Origin of the sequence: Mailhella massiliensis, from assembly GCF_020741395.1 — a bacterium.
GTDB lineage: Bacteria > Desulfobacterota > Desulfovibrionia > Desulfovibrionales > Desulfovibrionaceae > Mailhella > Mailhella massiliensis_A.
Genome location: NZ_DYZA01000078.1, coordinates 1 through 18,032, shown reverse-complemented (window position 1 = coordinate 18,032; position 18,032 = coordinate 1). Strand labels below are relative to the sequence as shown.

16 protein-coding genes, 1 tRNA gene and 1 riboswitch are annotated in these 18,032 nt (G+C 59.6%); of the genes, 5 read left to right on the top strand and 12 right to left on the bottom strand.

The genetic code is table 11. The annotated features are described in order from the left end of the window. The 4 genes from K8W16_RS04340 to K8W16_RS04325 form a co-directional block, all read right to left on the bottom strand. Positions 1-364, bottom strand: a 364-nt coding sequence (locus K8W16_RS04340) for a sugar nucleotidyltransferase (RefSeq protein ID WP_304121448.1), incomplete at its 3' end; no start/stop codon positions are given. Next, on the bottom strand, positions 361-1,233 hold the full coding sequence (locus K8W16_RS04335; RefSeq protein WP_304121446.1) for a site-specific integrase: 873 nt from the start codon (positions 1,231-1,233) through the stop codon (positions 361-363). The genes K8W16_RS04335 and K8W16_RS04340, both read right to left, overlap by 4 nt. Positions 1,234-1,921: 688 nt before the next feature. Continuing rightward, a tRNA-Leu gene (locus tag K8W16_RS04330) sits at positions 1,922-2,008 on the bottom strand. 64 nt (positions 2,009-2,072) lie between these two features. Continuing rightward, the gene (locus K8W16_RS04325) at positions 2,073-3,026 is read right to left on the bottom strand and encodes an ABC transporter ATP-binding protein (RefSeq protein WP_304121444.1); all 954 of its coding nucleotides are present in this window, start codon (positions 3,024-3,026) and stop codon (positions 2,073-2,075) included. Positions 3,027-3,315: 289 nt separating this feature from the next. On the opposite strand from K8W16_RS04325, the gene K8W16_RS04320 reads away from it, so the two are divergent. Together K8W16_RS04320 and feoB are read left to right on the top strand one after the other, a co-directional pair. Next, positions 3,316-3,549, top strand: coding sequence for a FeoA family protein (locus K8W16_RS04320; RefSeq protein WP_304121442.1), 234 nt, complete (start codon positions 3,316-3,318; stop codon positions 3,547-3,549). Positions 3,550-3,593: 44 nt separating this feature from the next. Further along, a complete protein-coding gene (feoB, locus tag K8W16_RS04315; RefSeq protein WP_304121440.1) occupies positions 3,594-5,768 on the top strand; it encodes a ferrous iron transport protein B in 2,175 nt (724 codons plus the stop codon). A gap of 205 nt (positions 5,769-5,973) precedes the next feature. Here the strand turns inward: feoB and K8W16_RS04310 are convergent, their stop codons facing one another. Next, on the bottom strand, positions 5,974-6,804 hold the full coding sequence (locus tag K8W16_RS04310) for an Mrp/NBP35 family ATP-binding protein (protein WP_304121438.1): 831 nt from the start codon (positions 6,802-6,804) through the stop codon (positions 5,974-5,976). Between the two features lie 306 nt (positions 6,805-7,110). Between K8W16_RS04310 and K8W16_RS04305 the strand changes: the two genes are divergently transcribed. Beyond that, positions 7,111-7,392, top strand: a complete 282-nt coding sequence (locus tag K8W16_RS04305; RefSeq protein WP_304121436.1) for a hypothetical protein — start codon at positions 7,111-7,113, stop codon at positions 7,390-7,392. Between the two features lie 273 nt (positions 7,393-7,665). Here the strand turns inward: K8W16_RS04305 and thiE are convergent, their stop codons facing one another. The 7 genes from thiE to K8W16_RS04270 all read right to left on the bottom strand — a co-directional run bounded on the left by thiE (position 7,666) and on the right by K8W16_RS04270 (position 13,636). Next, the gene (gene thiE / locus K8W16_RS04300) at positions 7,666-8,304 is read right to left on the bottom strand and encodes a thiamine phosphate synthase (RefSeq protein ID WP_304121434.1); all 639 of its coding nucleotides are present in this window, start codon (positions 8,302-8,304) and stop codon (positions 7,666-7,668) included. 10 nt (positions 8,305-8,314) lie between these two features. Continuing rightward, positions 8,315-8,923 (bottom strand): sulfur carrier protein ThiS adenylyltransferase ThiF, encoded by a 609-nt coding sequence (thiF, locus tag K8W16_RS04295; RefSeq protein WP_304121433.1) that lies wholly within the window; start codon positions 8,921-8,923, stop codon positions 8,315-8,317. 2 nt (positions 8,924-8,925) lie between these two features. Beyond that, a complete protein-coding gene (thiH, locus tag K8W16_RS04290) occupies positions 8,926-10,077 on the bottom strand; it encodes a 2-iminoacetate synthase ThiH (RefSeq protein WP_304121432.1) in 1,152 nt (383 codons plus the stop codon). 188 nt (positions 10,078-10,265) lie between these two features. After that, positions 10,266-11,033, bottom strand: a complete 768-nt coding sequence (locus K8W16_RS04285; protein WP_304121431.1) for a thiazole synthase — start codon at positions 11,031-11,033, stop codon at positions 10,266-10,268. A gap of 1 nt (position 11,034) precedes the next feature. Beyond that, a complete protein-coding gene (gene thiS, locus K8W16_RS04280; protein WP_304121430.1) occupies positions 11,035-11,235 on the bottom strand; it encodes a sulfur carrier protein ThiS in 201 nt (66 codons plus the stop codon). A 58-nt stretch (positions 11,236-11,293) separates the two neighbouring features. After that, a riboswitch (TPP riboswitch) is annotated at positions 11,294-11,399 on the bottom strand. A 9-nt stretch (positions 11,400-11,408) separates the two neighbouring features. After that, positions 11,409-12,782: a Na+/H+ antiporter NhaC family protein gene (locus tag K8W16_RS04275; RefSeq protein WP_304121429.1), complete on the bottom strand. Its 1,374-nt coding sequence runs from the start codon at positions 12,780-12,782 to the stop codon at positions 11,409-11,411. 38 nt (positions 12,783-12,820) lie between these two features. Beyond that, entirely contained in the window at positions 12,821-13,636 is an 816-nt protein-coding gene (locus K8W16_RS04270; protein ID WP_304121428.1) for an LpxI family protein, read from the bottom strand. Positions 13,637-13,919: 283 nt separating this feature from the next. Between K8W16_RS04270 and K8W16_RS04265 the strand changes: the two genes are divergently transcribed. Next, positions 13,920-15,860: an aconitate hydratase gene (locus tag K8W16_RS04265; protein WP_304121427.1), complete on the top strand. Its 1,941-nt coding sequence runs from the start codon at positions 13,920-13,922 to the stop codon at positions 15,858-15,860. A gap of 58 nt (positions 15,861-15,918) precedes the next feature. Then, positions 15,919-17,820, top strand: coding sequence for a SurA N-terminal domain-containing protein (locus tag K8W16_RS04260; protein WP_304121426.1), 1,902 nt, complete (start codon positions 15,919-15,921; stop codon positions 17,818-17,820). Positions 17,821-18,032: the final 212 nt, after the last annotated feature.

The following is an 18,032-nucleotide window of genomic DNA, read 5'->3' as shown; positions in this document are numbered from 1 at the left end:
GGCGGTACACCTTCATCTGGTCGCCCATGTAGAAGATGTTGTCCCCGAGGATGAGGCACACGTCGTCATTGCTCACGAAATCCGCGCCCAGGGTGAAGGCCTGCGCTATGCCCTTGGGCTCCGGCTGTACTTTGTAGGAAAGCTTGAGCCCGAGCTTTGAGCCGTCGCCTAAAAGGCGTTCGATGTTCGGCGTGTCTTCGGGAGTGGAAATGATGAGTATCTCCCGTATGTCGAAGAGCATGAGCGTGGAGAGCGGATAATAGATCATGGGCTTGTCATATACAGGCAGAAGCTGCTTTGACGTGATGCGCGTGAGCGGGTAAAGCCTTGTGCCGCTGCCGCCCGCAAGAAGTATGCCTTTCATGCTGTTTCCTTATTTACCGTTGGATTATTTCGTACCAGTTCCAGAGACCTCGGCAGATAGTGGCCCATGATGGCGACAACGTCGGTTTGCCGCATGCCCATGTTCACGAGAAAGCCTGCGAAGGAGTGGCGGAGGTCGGCAAGGCGCAGTTCCGGTCTGCCGAGCTTTTTGCGCAACATGTTCCAGGTGTAGAAAAGAGAGACCAGAGGCTTGCCGGAAGGGGAGGAGAAGAGCCACGGCACGCCATCTCTGCGGGGAAGCCTGCGGATAAGCTTTATGGCTTCGTTGTTGAGCGGGATAAGGCGCTTGCGGCCTGTGAAGGTGTTGCCGGCGACAAGCAGGCCGCGGGAGAGATCCACGTCTTCCCAGCGGGTGCGGAGTATTTCGGATTTGGAGGCTCCTGTGAGCAGGAGCAGGTGAATGGCCCGGGCGCTGGGCCTGTCGGCATAGGATTCGAGCAGGCGGATGAGGGCGAGGGCTTCACCCGGGGAAAGAGTTTCCGGCCGTCGCAGCTTTTTTCTCACGCAGACGGCGTTTTTGAAGGCTTTGTCGCTGGGCAGCACATGCCAGCGTACGGCGCAGTTCAGGATGTATTTGACCAGCCAGAAGATGCGGTAGCAGGAAGAGGGGGAAAGGCCCGTGATTTCCAGCGTGGCGAGCCAATGCCCGAGCGCGTTTTCGTCTATGTCCTTCAGGGCAAGCGCCCCCAGGTAGGGGAGAACATGGGAGGCAAGGTATCGCTCGTCCGTTTTCCAGCTGCGTTTGTTTTCGCGCACAAAGGGCAGATAGCGGCTCCGGACGAAATCTTCGAACAGAAGCGCGTCGTCGGCAACGGCTCCGTTGAAGCTGTGCTGCATTTTTTCCGCCATGGTTCCGCCCCGGGTGTCGAAAAGGTGTACTTTTTGGACAGGGGGGATTCCGTGCGTGGAAATATTATTTTTTTACTGGAATTTTCGGCGCTTCCCTGATATAGGACGAACTAACGACTGACACAATTTGTCGGTGGCAAAAAAGTACACTTTTTCGACAAGTTAGATATATATTTTTTATGCTTTTGTCAGTTGATGAGGAGAGCTTTTTTCGTGCCGCTGAGAGTTTTTAGAACTAGGCCTTGGGGGGGGAAGGAAAACGAACCGTAATTTAAGAATACGGTAATGGCTCCGACAGGGACGGCGGAGGAACGGTACTCGCAAAGATGAGTGGCTGTTTTCATGGTGCGCACGGCATGGATCGGAGTGTTTTTCCCGGTGCTGATCGAGAGGCCGGGCAGGAAGGTTTCCGTTCACGTATGACTGCGCCCGATATGCCGACGACTGTTCGGGAAGAGTCCTCCCCGGCGTGCGTCAGGGGAACAGAGCGGGACGGCATCTGAGGGAAGGTCGGAGAAAGATGCAGTGAACCTGAAAAAGAACGGAAATCTTGATCCGTTGCGGCATCCGGAAGGGGAGGATTCTTTATGGAACAAGGCAGAGCAACGCGAAAAGGGCCGCCAGAAGGGCAATTTACTTTTTCACGAAAAAAAAGGCTATGGTAAAAACCATAGCCCTTACTTTTCACTGGTGCCGAAGAAGAGACTCGAACTCTTACTCCCGAACGGGAACTAGACCCTGAACCTAGCGTGTCTACCAATTTCACCACTTCGGCGCAGGAATGTTCTTAGTAGATTTGCCCGCCTTTGGCAAGCTTTTTTTTCGTCCGGAGGGAATTTTTATGCGAGGGGCTTCCAGCAGCGCACCAGACGCCCTTCTCCGGCCTCCTGAAGGGGCGGGGAGGCCAGACATTCTTTGGCGGCATAGGGGCAGCGCGGGCGGAAGGCGCACCCCTCGGGCAGTTCCGAGGGCAGGGGCACCATACCGGGGATGGAAGGGAGGCGCCGGCTGTCGTGATTGCCCACCAGAGGGGCACAGGCCATGAGCCCTTCGGAATAGGGGTGAAGAGGGCGCTCGAAAAAGTCGGCCACCGGGGCCTGTTCCACCAGCTGCCCGGCATACATCACGGCCACGTCGTCTGCGGCTTCCGCCACCACCCCGAGGTCGTGGGTGATGAGCAGCACGCCCATGTCCCGCTCTTTTGCAAGGCGGCCGAGAAGGCGCAGTATCTGCCCCTGAATGGTGATATCGAGCGCCGTGGTGGGTTCATCGGCCAGAAGCAGCCTCGGGGAGCAGGCCAGGGCCATGGCTATCATCACTCGCTGGCGCATGCCGCCGGAAAACTGGTGCGGATAGTCGGAAAGCCTGCGGCGAGGGTCGGGAATACCCACCAAGGCCATGAGTTCGACGGCTTTTTCCAGCGCCGCGCCGTGGCTGAGGCCCTGATGGATTTCCATGGGTTCCGCAATCTGCCCGCCTATGCGCAGTACAGGATTGAGGGAGGTCATGGGTTCCTGGAAAATCATGGAGATATCGCGCCCGCGCCTGGCGCGCATGGCTTTTTCGTCAAGTTCCAGGAGGTCTTCCCCGGCAAAGAGAAGCGAGCCGGAAACGATGCGGCCGGGCTCCGGCACCAGGCGCATGAGGGAGAAAGCCGTCATGCTTTTTCCAGAACCGGATTCGCCCACGAGGCAGAGCGTACGGCCTTGAAAAAGGCGGAAGCTGAGGTCGCGGACTACGGGGACGGAGCCGAAGGAAACGGTAAGGCGCTGAACGTCGAGCAGGGGAAGCATGGATGTTGCCTGTGGCGGTAGGAGGAGAGGAAAATTTCCGCAACAAACGCGGATAGCTTGAAGCGACGGCCCGACTATGCCACAGCTTGTCCGTGGGGGCAAGAACACCCCGTATGATTTGACAAGGCCGCCTTCGGGGGGGTAGCTTGTTGCATCGCATCAGTGTCGGGACTTTCAGTGAACAGGCGGGCCTCCGGCAAGGGTCGGCAGGAAAAAAGCGGGCTTTCCCCGCGCGGCCCTGAACTCCCGATGCGAGGAGCTGAACCTCAGCATTTTGAAGGATGTTGCCATGAGTATACCTCTTCGTTCTCTTCCCGTGGGCCGCAAGGCGCGCATCGCTTCCGTGCTGGCCGATGGGGAACTGGGCCGCCGCATCCGCGACATGGGGCTTGTGACCGGGGCCGAAGTGGAAGTGATAGGCCGCGCACCTTTGCGCGACCCTGTCGCCCTCCGTCTGCCCGGCTTTACTTTAAGCCTGCGCAACAACGAGGCTGATTTCATCCTGGTGGAGACTAACGACTGATGTCTTATTTCCATCATTCCGATGAAGGCTTTCCGCGAGGCGGAATGCCCACCTTGGCGCTTGCCGGAAATCCCAATTCAGGAAAGACTACATCGTTCAACGCGCTTACCGGCGCGCGCCAGCATGTAGGCAACTATCCCGGCATTACCGTGGAGCAGAAGGAAGGTATTGCCCACTGCGACGGGGAATCCATACGCATCATCGACCTGCCGGGAGCTTATTCCCTTACGGCCTATACTCAGGAAGAGAGGGTGGCAAGGCGCGTCATAGGCAGGGAAAGGCCTCTGGCCGTCATGGCGCTGCTCAATGCCGGGGCTCTGGAGCGCAACCTTTACCTCGCCGTGCAGCTCATGGAAATGGGCGTTCCCGTATCCATAGGCCTGAACATGATGGACGAGGCCCGCGCCATGGGCATGAGTATAGACGTAACCACCCTTTCCCGGAGGCTCGGCGTTCCTGTGGTGGAGACTGTGGCCCGTACAGGGGAGGGATTGCAGAAATATCTGCGCGAGACCATGGCCTTCAGCCGGGAAAAGGAAGGGCAGCCGTGGAAGCCTCTGCATATTTCCTACGGGCCTGATCTTGATCCCGTGCTGGAGCATCTGACGGAATCGCTGGATGAGGAGGGCATAGGCTGTGCTCCGTACCCCACGCGCTGGCTGGCCCTGAAGCTTCTGGAAAATGATGAGGAAATTCTTTCCGAGCTCAGCCACGACAAGCCCGAAGTCATGGCCCATGTGAAGGAACACCTCGACGAGGTGGAGGCGCACCTCAAGGCCACTCTGGGTACCAGTGCGGAAGCCATTATTGCCGATTATCGCTACGGCTACATAAGTTCCCTTCTGCGCGGCGTGCTCACGCGGCGCGATGATATTGCTCAACGCATGGATCTTTCCGACAGGGCCGACCATATACTCACTCATCAGTTTCTCGGTCCGCTCATCATGCTCGGCATCATGTACCTCATGTACCGAATCACCTTCACTCTGGGGGAAGTTCCCATGCAGTGGGTGGAGGCGCTTTTCGGCTGGCTGCGCGATGTTGTGGATGCAGGCATGGCCGACGGCGTGCTGAAATCCATGATTACCTCGGGCATCATCGACGGCGTGGGGGGCGTGATGTGCTTCGTGCCTCTTATCCTGCTTATTTTCATGCAGATCGCCATATTGGAAGATTCCGGCTATATGGCGCGTATGGCGTATATGCTCGACCGCATCTTCCGTATTTTCGGCCTGCACGGCGCTTCCGTCGTGCCGTATATTCTGGGCGGCGGCATTGCCGGGGGCTGCGCGGTACCCGGCATTATGGCCGCGCGTACCCTGCGCAGTCCGCGTGAGAAGCTGGCCACGCTCCTTACCGTACCCTTCATGGCCTGCGGTGCGAAGCTGCCTGTTTTCATCGTGTTCGCCGGAGTGTTCTTCCCCGGAAACGAGGCTCTCGTCATGTTCGGGCTCACCCTCACGGGCTGGGTGGTGGCCATGCTGGCCGCGCGCGTTCTGCGTTCTTCATTCATCAAAGGCCCGGCTACACCCTTCGTCATGGAACTTCCTCCTTACCGTATGCCTACCTTGCAGGGCATGGTCATTCATGCCGGGGAACGTACCTGGGAATATCTGAAAAAGGCCGGTACCGTCATTCTCGCCATATCCATCGTGGTCTGGGCGGCTATGACGTATCCCGGACTGCCTGAAGACAGGGTACAAAGCCATGTAGCCACGCTTCAGGATCTCCAGCAGAAACTCAGCCTTGCGCCCGCAGGGTCGGAGCTCCAGCGCACGCTGGAAGAAGCCATACGTGGGGAGAACGGCCGTTTCAGCGAAGAAATGCTGCGCCATACCGTGGCCGGGCGCATAGGCGCTGCTATGGAACCGGTGAGCCGCTATGCGGGCTTCAGCTGGGAAGCCAACATCTCCCTTCTCGGCGGGCTGGCCGCCAAGGAAGTCATTGTAACTACCCTCGGCACGGCCTATTCTCTTTATGATACGGGGGAGGATTCCGCTACACTGGCCCAGTTCATTGCCAGGGATGACAACTGGAGCATCCCTTCTGTAGTATCCTTCCTTCTGTTCGTGCTGCTTTACGCTCCGTGCTTCGTCAGCCTTGCCACCATTCGCATGGAGACAGGCTCAGTGAAGTGGGCGCTGTTCAGCTTTGTCTTTAATACCTGCGTGGCCATGCTTGTTGCCACCACGGCCTATCAGATCCTTTCCCGCTGGTAGGCTTGGCAGTCCAGAGAAAAAACGCCCTTTCCCTTGCGGGGGAAAGGGCGTTTTTTCATGCCGTGAGCGCGAGAGCTGCACCTATGGGCGGCTCGGGTGAAGAAAATAAAAAGGACGGAGCCCGGCTCCGCCCTTCGGGGTATGACGCTACTGTGCCTTCGCGTGATCCGCTCCTCATATTGCGCTGAGGGAATGCTGATCGGGCTTACAGATGGCTTATGGCGTCGGCAATATCGTCCAGCCAGGGGCTGTCCACCGCCTCAATGGCGCCCTGGTCGCAGGAGCGGGCGATGGAGGAATCAATGGGCAGGCGCGCGGTGTGCTTGATGCCGTACTGGGCGGCGATTTCTTCCAGACGGCTTTCGCCGAAGATGGAATGGCGTTTGCCGCAGTCGGGACATTCAAAGTAGGACATGTTTTCCACAATCCCAATGACGGGGATGTTCAGACCGTCCAACCTGGCCATGTTCACGGCCTTTTCCACGATCATGGAGACAAGTTCCTGCGGAGAAGTCACGATGACGATGCCGTCGATGGGTAGAGACTGGTAAACGGTAAGGGGCACGTCGCCTGTGCCGGGAGGCATATCCACGAACATGTAGTCCACATTGTTCCAGATAACTTCCGACCAGAACTGGGTGACGACGTTGGCAATGACAGGCCCGCGCCAGACTACGGGATCAGTATCATGCTCAAGCAGCAAGTTCATGGAGGCTATATCCACACCGGTGGCGGAACGCACGGGGTTCAGGCCGAGCTGCGTGCCCGTCATGCGTTTTGTGATGCCGAAGAGGCGGGGAATGGAGGGACCGGTGATATCGGCGTCGAGTACGGCGGCATGGGAGCCGCGGCGTTGCATTTTGGAGGCGAGCAGGCCGGTGACCAGGGACTTGCCCACGCCGCCCTTGCCGCTCACCACGCCGATGACTTTCTTTATGGTGGAGAACTTGTGGGGCTTCACCTTCATGTCTACGGGTTCGGTGCGTTCCGCACAGTCCTGGCCGCAGCTGCCGCACTTGTGATCGCAATCGCTCATAATAAAACTTCCTTTGTTGCTCCGGCGGACGGTACGCCGGTAATGTACGTCCCTTTCCTATAGTTCTTTCCCCGGCCTCTGACAAGTCGGAGAAAGCTTTGCCTTCGGAGAAAAGGCTCTTGCCGAGGAGGAAAGGCGGCTCTCCTTGCTTCCGCCTTGACGGCCGTTTTCTCCCCGGGCTAAGGTCGGCGTGGCAGAAAGAGCTTCCATAGTCTTTTCCTGGGTATTGTCGGGCCGGGTCCGGGCATCTTGTTTTCAGGAGGACGGGCCCCGGGCCGGGCAGGAGGCCGAAAGCACTGAGGACGTATGATGAACAGATTTGAATTTCACGATGCCGCAGGCAATGTGCATCCTTTCGACACCCGGACCGAAGCCGAGGCTTTCGCCCGTGCATGCGGTTATATTTTTGTGACCAGCCGCAGCGTCATGGAAGGGATGGATACCAGGATTTCCTATTATCTTGCGCCGTCGGACGTGCCGGAAGGGGTAACGGAGGAAGGCGCGCTCCTTACCGTGCTGCTTTCCCGCTACCGGGAATGGGAGGAGCCGCGCATCATGCCCGTGATGGATGCGGACCGGATGAGGTAGCCCTTTTCATTCTCCAAAAGTCTCGGGCACCTCGTCCGAAAGGGCCGAAGCTCCGTATGGTCGGAGAGGGCAGGGGCGGGAATGCAAAAACGGCCTCTGCCGTGTCGTTTGCGTCCAGCCTTTTCTGGAACGAAGGAAGGGCTCCCTGCGTCCAGTAGGGGAACAGGCCCTTCCTGCACGTCTTTTCGTTTTCGGAAGGGCCCGATGTTGTAGGGGTTGCCTGGGGAGGAGGGCGGGCAAGCAACGCCTTTTTATCATGGTTTTCGGATCGCCTCAGGCATGATGCATGGCATGACGCACGGCCTGCACCTTGGCGGCAATATCCGGAGCGCCCACAAGCTCGGAAACGAGGGCGCAGCATTTTGCCCCGCGCCTTGCCGCTTCGCCGATGTTGTGTTCCTTGATGCCGCCTATGGCCACAAAGGGCAGGCTGATGTGATTTGCCACCCACTCAAGATAGGAGAAGCCCACAGGCGCGCACACGTCTTCCTTGGTCTGCGTGGCAAAGATGGGCCCCACACCTATGTAATCGGCTCCGGCGAGTACGGCAGCCTTCGCCTGCTCCGGGCTGTGCGTGGAGAGGCCGATGATTTTGTCCTGCCCGAGCAGGCGACGTACTTCCGTGACGGGCAGATCGTCCTGCCCTACATGGACGCCGTCGGCATCAACCAGCATGGCGATATCGATATGGTCGTTGACGATGAAGGCGGCTCCGGCCTCCTGGGTGAGGCGGCGCAGAATTCGACATTCTTCCAGCATGCGCCCGGCAGAGGCGTGCTTTTCACGGTACTGCAATATCTTCACTCCTGCGGAAAGCAGAGCGCGGGCCTGTTCTTCCACGCTCCGACCGAGGGCGAGGCGGGAATCGGTAAGGGCGTAGATATCGGTTTCTCCGGGAAGTATGCGGGGCATAGCACAATCCTTAAAGCAGTTCTTTAATGGTTCCGGTAAGCAGCCATTCCAGAGCGGCGTCGGCCTGCATGGCGGCGCACTGCATGACGCGTGGTGCAAACGGGGGAAGGTGGGTTACGTCGGAGCAAAAATCTCCCACCACAGTCAAGCCGCCCAGGCGGCGGCGCTTCATGGCGAATCCGCCGATACCGCCCATGCCTGAGGCGCAGATGACGGGCCTCTCTGCGGCAAGAGCCATGGAGGCGAAAAGCGCCTTGCTTTCCGCTCCGTCCAGGGCTTCTATCCAGAGTTCCGCCTCATCGAGCAGTGCGGGAATGTTGTCTTTGTCCAGCCACATCATGTGGGCATCCACGTCAATGTCCGGGTTCAAGGCAAGAAGCTGCTCCGCGAGAGCCTCCACCTTGGGGCGCCCTACATGAACGGGAAAGTAGTGCTGGCGGTTGAGGTTGGAAGGCTCGACTATGTCGCCGTCCACAATGAGGAGCCTGCCCACGCCTGAGCGGGCAAGCATCATGGCCACGTTGGAGCCGAGCCCCCCCGCGCCTGCAATACCCACGCGGGCCGAGTTGAGCCTTTGCCGCTGTTCCGGGGTGAAGGAGGAAAGGACGTCGTCCAGCATGGCTAGAAATCGCAGCCTTCCCAGTCCTTGGCCACGGCCTGATAGCCCAGGGCCGCGAGGTCGCGGATCATTTCCGGCACGGAGCGATGGTCGGAAATATCGAACTGACCGGAATTTTCCGCCTCCACCACGCGGCCGCCCACGGCCGTGGACACACCTGCGGAAACGCGCGTCACACCGATGGGCACGATGTGGTTGCGCATATCGGCACTTTCCCGGCTGGAAACCGTAATGCCGCAACGGGGCAGAAAACAGCGCAGCGCCGTAATGTACTGGACGAACTGCCTGTCGCCCACGCCGTGCTTCACCTCGAAGCTGCCTTCATGGGGGCACATGCGCGGCACGGAAAGGCCTACGTCCACGCCGGGGAAATGCTTCTGCAGCCACCAGGCGTGCAGTCCTGTGCAGAATGCGTCGTGGATGAATTCGTCAAGCCCCAAGAGAGCACCTATGCCCACGCCGTGCAACCCGGCCTTCGCAGCGCGGGCGGGAGTGTTCAGCCTCCACAGAAAGTCGTGTTTGGGGCCTGCCGGATGCAGCCATTCGTAGAGCTCTCTGTTGTAGGTCTCCTGGAACATGGTCATGCTGTCCACTCCGCTTCTGAGGAGCATCCGGTATTCTTCCAGCGTGAGGGAATAGACCTCCACGCTCACGGAGGCAAAGCGAGGCTTGATACGTTCGGCTACCTGGGCGATATACTCCGGGGAGGCGATGTGACGAGCGTCTCCGGTGAGCAGAAGGATATGGGAGATGCCCGCGTCCGCCAGGGCGAAGGCTTCGGCCGCGGCCTCATCTACGCTGAGGTGGCGGCGCTTCTGACGATTGTCTGCGTTGAAGCCGCAGTAGCGGCAGTGATTGGTGCAGATATCGGAAATGTACAGCGGCGAGAAGATGTTCACCGCCCGGCCGAAGAAGCGGAGCGTGATCTCCCGGGAGCGCCGGGCCATTTGTTCCAGAAAGGGTTCGGCCGCAGGGGAAAGTAGGGCCATGAAGTCTTCCGGGCGCAGCACGTCCTTTTCCAGGGCGGCGAGCACGTCGCGCTCTGTGGCGGCAGAGGCGAGCGCCGCGCGGCGTTCCCTCGGCCATTCGCCCAGACATTCGTCGAAATGCGCCTCTCCAGGCGCAAAGTGATCTTCCAGAACAGGATGGGTCATAATGATGCCTCTACGATGCGGGAGGCTCCGGCAGGCCGACTTTCTAGGGAAGCGGGTGTCCTGCCGCCTTGCCGGAGCCCCAAGCTTTGAAACGAAAAAATAAGGACTAGTAGCTTTTCATAAAAGCCGCAGTTTTCCTGGCCCGCTCGGATCAAGTCGGATAAAGGTGCAGGCTCTGAAAGCGAGGGTCAGCGCAGAAAGCCCGTCAGGGGCGAGGAGGCCACGGCCCCGCCGCTTATGACGGCTCCCGCTCCGGCAAGATATGCGGCGCGGCCTGCTTCCACAGCGCGGCGGAAGGCCCTGGCCATGGTCACGGGGTCGTTCGAAGAGGCGATACCGGTATTGACCAGGCAGGCAGCTGCGCCCATTTCCATGGCTTCGCAGGCCTGCGAGGGGCGTCCGATGCCCGCATCCACCACGATAGGGAGCTCTATTTCCTCAATAAGGATGCCGATCATTTCTTTGGTTCGCAGGCCGCGGTTGGTGCCTATGGGCGCTCCGAGGGGCATGACGGCCGCCGCACCGGCATTGACGCAGGCACGGGCTACATAGAGATCGGGGTTGATGTAGGGAAGGACGGTGAAGCCTTCCTTGGCCAGGATTTCCGTGGCCTTCGCAGTTTCATAGCCGTCGGGCAGAAGGTGGCGCGCATCGGATATGACTTCGATTTTAATCCAGTTGCCGCAGCCTGCGGCACGGGCCAGCCGGGCAAGGCGAACGGCTTCCTCTGCGTTGCGCGCGCCGGAGGTATTGGGCAGAAGGCGCATGGTGGGGGGAATATGCCCCATGACGCCCGTTCCGCCCCTGTCCACACGGCGCATGGCCACGGTGATGACTTGCGAGGCGCTCGCTTCACAGACGGCAGGGATGAGAGCATCGTCGCTGTATTTGCCGGTGCCGATGAAAAGGCGGCTTGAGAGTTCTACGCCGCCTATGACAAGTTTGTCTTCTTGCATGTTAACCTCCTCCCACAAAATGCAGAAGCTCCAGGCTGTCGCCCGGGTTGAGACGAACGGCAGCGAAGTTGTCTTGGGCAACAATGTCGCGGTTGAGCTCGGCGACCACGACGCGGGGGTCGAGCCCGCGTTCGAGTATGATATCGAGCAGGGTGAGGCCTTCGGTGATCTCTTCTGTTTCGCCGTTGACGGTAATGCGCATGGAAACCTCGCTGAAGATGAACAAAAAACGCCCGCCAAAGGGGCGGGCGTGAGGTTCCTTGCAGAGAAACCAGGCTTCCCTTCGGCAGTACTGACTGCATCAGGTTCCAAGGGTCAGAGGCATGATCCTCTTTCTCAGCCGTAAAGGCTCCCCTAGCTGGCGGACGTCTTTTTTTAATCCCGGTGATGTTTTTTTGCAAGAAGAAACTGAAAGAAAGGCCTTGGACAGGACTGATGCATGTTGCGGGAACGTAGGCACCAGTAAAGGGGCAGCATCCATAAATACAGGGCGAAGGGAATGATTTCCGGCCCCTGCTGTAGGGTGAGACCGCACATGGAAAAGGCTATGCTCCACGGCAGTACGGCGGAAAGCACCACCACGCTGTTTTCCAGGTACATGGCCATTTCACGTCGGTTGTGCTGGGCATGGGCGCAGAGCTGCCGGGTGAGGATGATGGAAAGCGTCTGATTACAGGAAAGTCCCGTGGTGAGCAGCCCCACCAGTGTGGTGGCCCGAAAGGCTCCTATGTGCAGGGCAAGGCGTTCTATCATGTATTCAAAACTGTCCAGCAGGCCGGATTTTTCAAACAGGGCGGAATAGGAAGAGGAAATGGCCACAATGGCGGCCACGTCCGCCATGGAGATGATGCCTCCTCCGCTGAGCGTGGCAAGTTCCTCAAAGGGGGCCTGGTAACCCAGAACCATGGAAGAGAGCAGGGCGGAGGGAGAGGCGCCCTGAAAGATGAACGCCGCGCCGGAGGCTGCAACGATGCTTGTGGTCATGGCCTTTTTTACGTCGATGCGCAGCATGCCGAAAATGAGGATGATAAGCGCAGGCAGAAGCACCCAGAAGTTGAAGCGGAAATATCCGCGCAGGGCGTCTGTCGCCCCTTCGGGCATGACGTGTTCCGGCCCCAGGAGGGAAAGGAGGGCGTACCCCAGGCATGTCAGGAAGAAAGGCAGGGCCCCGTTTCTCAACATCCTTTTGAAATTGCCGTAAATGTCGGTATGGGTGAGCGCGCAGACGAGCGCCGCGCTGGAGGACATGGGAGAGCAGCGATCCCCTACATAGATACCGCTTAAAATGGCCCCTCCTACGAGTACTTCATTGAAGTCTGCGGTATGGGCTATGAGCATGCACACCACGCCGAGGGTGCTCACGGTACCGAATGCCGTGCCGATGAGCGAGCTCAGCGCGGCGCACAGAAGGAAGCTCCAGAGTACGAAAAATGTGGGATCAATGAGGGAGAGGGCCGTGTCGATGAGCAGGGGGATGGTACCGCTTATGCGCCATACCCCTGTGAGCATGCCGATAAGCGTGAAAATGGTGAGAATGTTCGCAATGCGCAGCACCCCCTGAAGGAGCAGCTTTGCAATGACGGGGAAGGAGAGGCCTACGCTGCGCGCGTAGCCGGAAAAGCAGACAAGGCCGAAACCGAGGGCCCAGAGCAGGGATATGCCGGAGAGGACGCAGCCGGCGAGGCCGCAGATGAAAAGACCGAGCGTAACGAGCTGGCCGCGCGTAACGCGATCTTTCGGGGAAGGCATGGGTTTTCTCAGGGGAAAGCCCCCGTGCGGGGGCGTTTTCAGGCGAAATCTTCGGGAAGGGCTACCACGGCAAGGCCGTACTCATCGGCGAGGGCAAGGGCTTCCTCCCTGTCGAAGAACAGCGTTTTTTCTGCCTGTATGGCCAGCGCGGCGTAGTGATGCTCCACCAGGTTGCGTATGGTGGCAAGGCCCACGGAGGGCAGATCCACCCGTTCGTCCTGACCGGGTTTCACCATTTTAATGGCGACGCAGCCGTTGCCGCCGAGTTTTGCCCCACGTTCTATGGCGGCGTCGGTGCCTTCCAGACACTCCACGGCCATGACCATGCCTTCGCGCACGATGAGACACTGGCCTATGTCGAAGGTGCCCATGGAGCGGGCGATGGGCCAGCCGTAGCGTATGTCCTTCCACTCCTCCTCGGTGGGGGCTCGGCGGGTGAGCGTGCCTTTCGGGGCACGCAGGCCGGGAGCGAGGTCTGCCGAGGCGACGATGCGTATGCCGTCTTTTTCAATATCTGCCATGATAGCACGAAGGAGCGCATCGTCGCCCTTTTTCTTCAGAGTGAAGAGGAGCTTGGCGGCTCTCCAGTCGGGGCGGAAGTCAAGGGCCTTCGGCTTGCTGATGGAACCGGCCATGCAGGCCCTTGTCACATGATGCTCCTTGAAAAAGCTGATCATGCGGCCAAGCTGCCCCAGATGAAGCAACTCGAACGCGTCGGCGTGCTCCATGGTGGAGGGGTCGGTATGCCCTTGAAAGCCGCAGATGACTACGCCGAGGCCCGCCGCCCGGGCCTTTTCTGCCACAAGGCGGGGAAACTGGCCGCCGCCTGCGATAATGCCGATGTTTTCTGCCATGGGAACTCCGAAGGAAAAATCGGAAGCAGTATAAGCCTAAGCTTCGTTCTCTGCAACCGGAGCTCTTCAGGGGCTTTTTTGTGAAAAGGCCGTGCCGGGAGCCGCCCCTTTGGCCATATCCGCGCTTGCCCTCCGCGCATTATCTTTGTATAAATGGGGCTTTCGAGAGCTCCGAAGCTTCGCCTCCCGCGTCCGCGCAGGGCGGAGCCATGGGCATATTGCGGCCTTTTTTGGAATTGCCGTCAGGAATACGCCGCTCAAGCCGGCCGGAAAGGTTTTTGCCATGAACATCGCTCATAAGATTATCAGCGCCCATCTTCTGGAAGGGGACATGATTCCCGGAAAGGAAATCGGCCTTCGTGTGGATCAGACGCTCACCCAGGATGCCACGGGAACCATGGCCTGGCTTCAGTTTGAAGCTCTCGGTCTGACCTCAGTGCGCACCGAGCTTTCGGTGAGCTATGTGGACCACAATACCCTGCAGATGGGCTTCCGCAACCCCGACGATCACCGTTTCCTGCGCACCTGCGCCCAGCGTTTCGGCGCCGTGTACTCCGCGCCGGGAACCGGCATCTGCCATCAGCTGCATCTGGAGAATTTCGCCCGCCCCGGGCGTATCCTTCTCGGTTCCGACAGTCATACCCCCAACGCAGGGGGCATGGGCTGCCTTGCCATGGGCGCGGGCGGCCTTTCCGTGGCGCTGGCCATGGCCGGAGAACCCTATTCCATCCCCATGCCCAGGGTGGTGAAGGTGTATCTCACCGGCCGCCTTCAGGGCTGGGCGCAGGCCAAGGACGTGATTCTGCACATGCTTTCCCGCCTGAGCGTCAAGGGCGGGGTGGGGCGCATCTTTGAATATTGCGGCCCCGGCGTGGCCACCCTTTCCGTGCCTGAGCGTGCCACCATTACCAACATGGGCGCGGAACTCGGGGCTACCGGCTCCTTGTTCCCGTCCGATGAGCGTACCCGGGAATTTCTGCGTCAGATGGGCCGTGAAGACGACTGGGAACCTCTGTATGCCGATGAAGGCTCACAGTACGACGAGGAAATGGAAGTGGATCTTTCCTCCATAGTACCTCTCGCGGCGCAGCCCCACATGCCCGACAGAGTCGTTCCTGTGGCGGAGCTCGACGGACTCCGCGTGGATCAGGTGGCCATGGGGTCCTGCACCAATTCCTCGTATGCCGACCTGCATCTGGTGGCGGAAACTCTGCGCGGCCGCAAGGTCTGCCCGGAAACGGACACCTGCATGGCTCCCGGTTCCCGCCAGGTGCTTTCCATGCTCACCGAGGAAGGTTCGCTCACGTCCCTTCTGGAAAGCGGCGTGAGACTTCTGGAATGTGCGTGCGGCCCGTGCATCGGCATGGGAAGCTCGCCCGTGTCCGGCGGCGTGTCCGTGCGTACCTTCAACCGTAATTTCGAGGGCCGCAGCGGCACGCGCGACGCTCGTGTGTATCTGGTCAGCCCCGTCACGGCGGCCCAGTGCGCCCTGAACGGCCGTTTCACCGACCCGGCGACCTGGGGAGAGGCTCCTGCCCATCCCGATTTTCCCGCCCATATTCCTGGCGGGCGCCATCACTTCCTTTTTCCTGCGGAAACGGAAGAGGAACGTGCCCGTGTGGAAATTCTCCGCGGCCCGAACATCGTGGCGCTGGAGACCTTTGAGTCCCTGCCCGCGCTTCTTTCCGGCGAAGTCACCCTCAAGGTAGGCGATGGCATCACTACCGACCACATCATGCCCGCAGGCGCGGAGATCACCGCCTTGCGCTCCAATGTGCCCGCCATTGCCCGCCATGTGTTCAGTCGCACGGACGAAGGCTTCGTGGCCCGCCAGGATAAGGCAAAGGCGGAGGGCCTTGCCGGCGTTATTGTGGCCGGGGAAAACTACGGCCAGGGATCCAGCCGAGAACACGCCGCCCTCGCCCCCCGGCATCTGGGCGTGCGCGCCGTGCTTGCCAAGTCGTTCGCGCGCATACACAGGGCCAATCTTATCAATTTCGGTATCCTTCCGCTCATCTTTGTGGATGGGGCGGATTATGAACGCGTCATGCCCGGTTCCGCCGTGCGCTTGGATACTTCGTCCATGGCGGCGGGAGGGGAGGCTGTCTTGACCATCGAAGGTGTGGGAGAGGTGGTCGTGCGCAATGACCTTTCCGAAAAGGAATGGGGCGTTCTTAAGGCTGGCGGCTTGCTCAACGCCGTTCGTGCCCGCCGCGCGGAGTGATATGCCGGAATTTCGGCCGGCTTTGTGAACATCAATCAACTGCAAGCAAGGAGTCGTCATGCTGGACGGCATCAGAGCCAATGCCCAGTCGCTGGGCGTAAAACTGGCTTTCGGCATCATCATCGTGGTTTTCGTTTTCTGGGGCATAGGCTCCTACAGCGGCCCCAAAGGGCTTGTGGCCTCTGTGAACGGCAAGAACATCACCGAGGTGGAATTCCAGAGGGCTTATGCCATGATGGAAGACAACCTGCGCCGTTCCATCCCCAACATGACGCAGGAAATGCTGGAAAGTTTCCAGCTGGAGCAGCGGGTGCTTCAGTCGCTCATCCAGGAAAAGCTCATTGAAGACGAGGCGGAGCGCGCCGGACTGACCATAAGCGCTTATGAGCTGCGCGCCCTGCTTGAGCAGCTGCCTTATTTCCAGAAGGACGGAAAGTTCGATGCCGAAGTCTACAAGGAAGTGCTCAGCAAGAACCACATCACGCCTCGTCAGTTTGAAACCGACCAGGCGAAATCCATGCTGCCCGCCAAGCTCCAGCGCCTGGTGACGGCCGGGGCCTATGTTTCTCCCGTGGCGGTAAAGGCTATTTTCGATTATGCCGCCGAGCGCCGCCGCGTGGACTATATTCTCTTCCCCGCCTCCGTTCATAAGGACAAGGCCGCACCTTCCGAAGATGATATTGTGAAGACCTACGAAGCGCAGAGTGCGAACTTTGCCGTGCCGCCCAGCGTGAACGTGGAATTCATTCGTCTCGATCCCGCAGTCATGGGCGATCCTTCTGCCGTGACGGAAGAGGAGCTTCGCGCCGCCTATGACGCCCGCCTCGCGCAGTTTACGGAAGAAGAGCAGATTCAGGCCCGTCATATTCTCATCCGTGTGGCCGCGAATGCCCCGGAGGCCGAAGTGAAGAAGGCTGAAGAGGAAATCAAGGCTCTGGAAGGCCGTATCCGCGGCGGCGAGGATTTCGCGGAAGTGGCCAAGAAGCACGGTCAGGACGGTACGGCTGCACAGGGCGGCGATCTCGGCTGGTTCGCTGCCGGTCAGATGGTGCCGGAGTTTTCCAAGGCCGCCTTTGCGCTGAAGGACGGGGAAGTATCCGCCCCTGTGCGCACACAGTTCGGCTTCCATCTTATTAAAAAGGAAGGCCACAAGGCCGCCGTTACGCACAGCTTCGATGAAGTGAAGGATTCCCTGCGCGCCGACCTGGCCACCGAGGCAGCGTCGCACGGGCTTGAAGAAAAGGCCGACGCCGTACTCGCGCAGGCTCTTGCCGGGAAGAGCATGGAAGAAGCCGCTTCCGCCGCCGCTTCCAAGTCCGTGAAGGCAGAGCAGACCGGCTCCGTTTCCGCCGAGGATTTGGGTGAGAAGCTTAATATCCGCGAGGTGGACGTGCAGAACATCATGGCCTCCGCCGCCGGTTCCGTACTGGACAGCCCCGTGGCATCCGGTAATGCGCTCCTGGTCGTCAAGGTGTTGGAAAGCAAGCCGCAGAGTGTGAAGCCCTTGGAAGAAGTGCGTCCGCTCATCGTGGAATTCCTTACCGGGCAGAAGGCTGCGGAAATGGCCATGGACGAGGCACGCAAGGCCCGTGCCGCCTTCCAGAACGGTAAACCCGCCGAAGGCGCGGTCATCAAGACCAGTGAACCCTTCGGCCGCGACGGCAACATCGCCGACCTCATCGCCGATCCGGCTCTTGCTCAGGCTGCCTTCCAGGTACCCGTGGTGAGCGACGCGTGGCTCAACGAGCCCTACCGTGTGCAGGACGGCGCCGTCCTTGCCCGTCTTTCGGCCATTGAGGCCCCCTCGGAAGAGGAATGGAAGCAGGCCGAAGCGCAGATGGTGGAGCGCCTCAGAGCGGACAGGGCGAGCGTGGCCTATCAGATCTACTTGAGCCAGCTCGGCGCTCAGGCTTCCATTAAAATGTACAACTCTCCGCTGCTTTCCCGCAAGGGCAGCTAGCAGGACGGCGTACCCGCGACGCGGAGCCGGACATTAAAGGCCGGGGCGCGAAGGCGCTCCGGCTTCTTGGTTAAAAGAAACCCCCCAGCTAGGCTGGGGGTTCCCGAAAACTTATAGTTATGCGTAGGTTATAAACACTCCTTTTGATTTGCTAAGAAAGAGGTGCGGTCTGGCAACTGCGCCCATAAGCAAATCAAAAGGAGGTCACAATG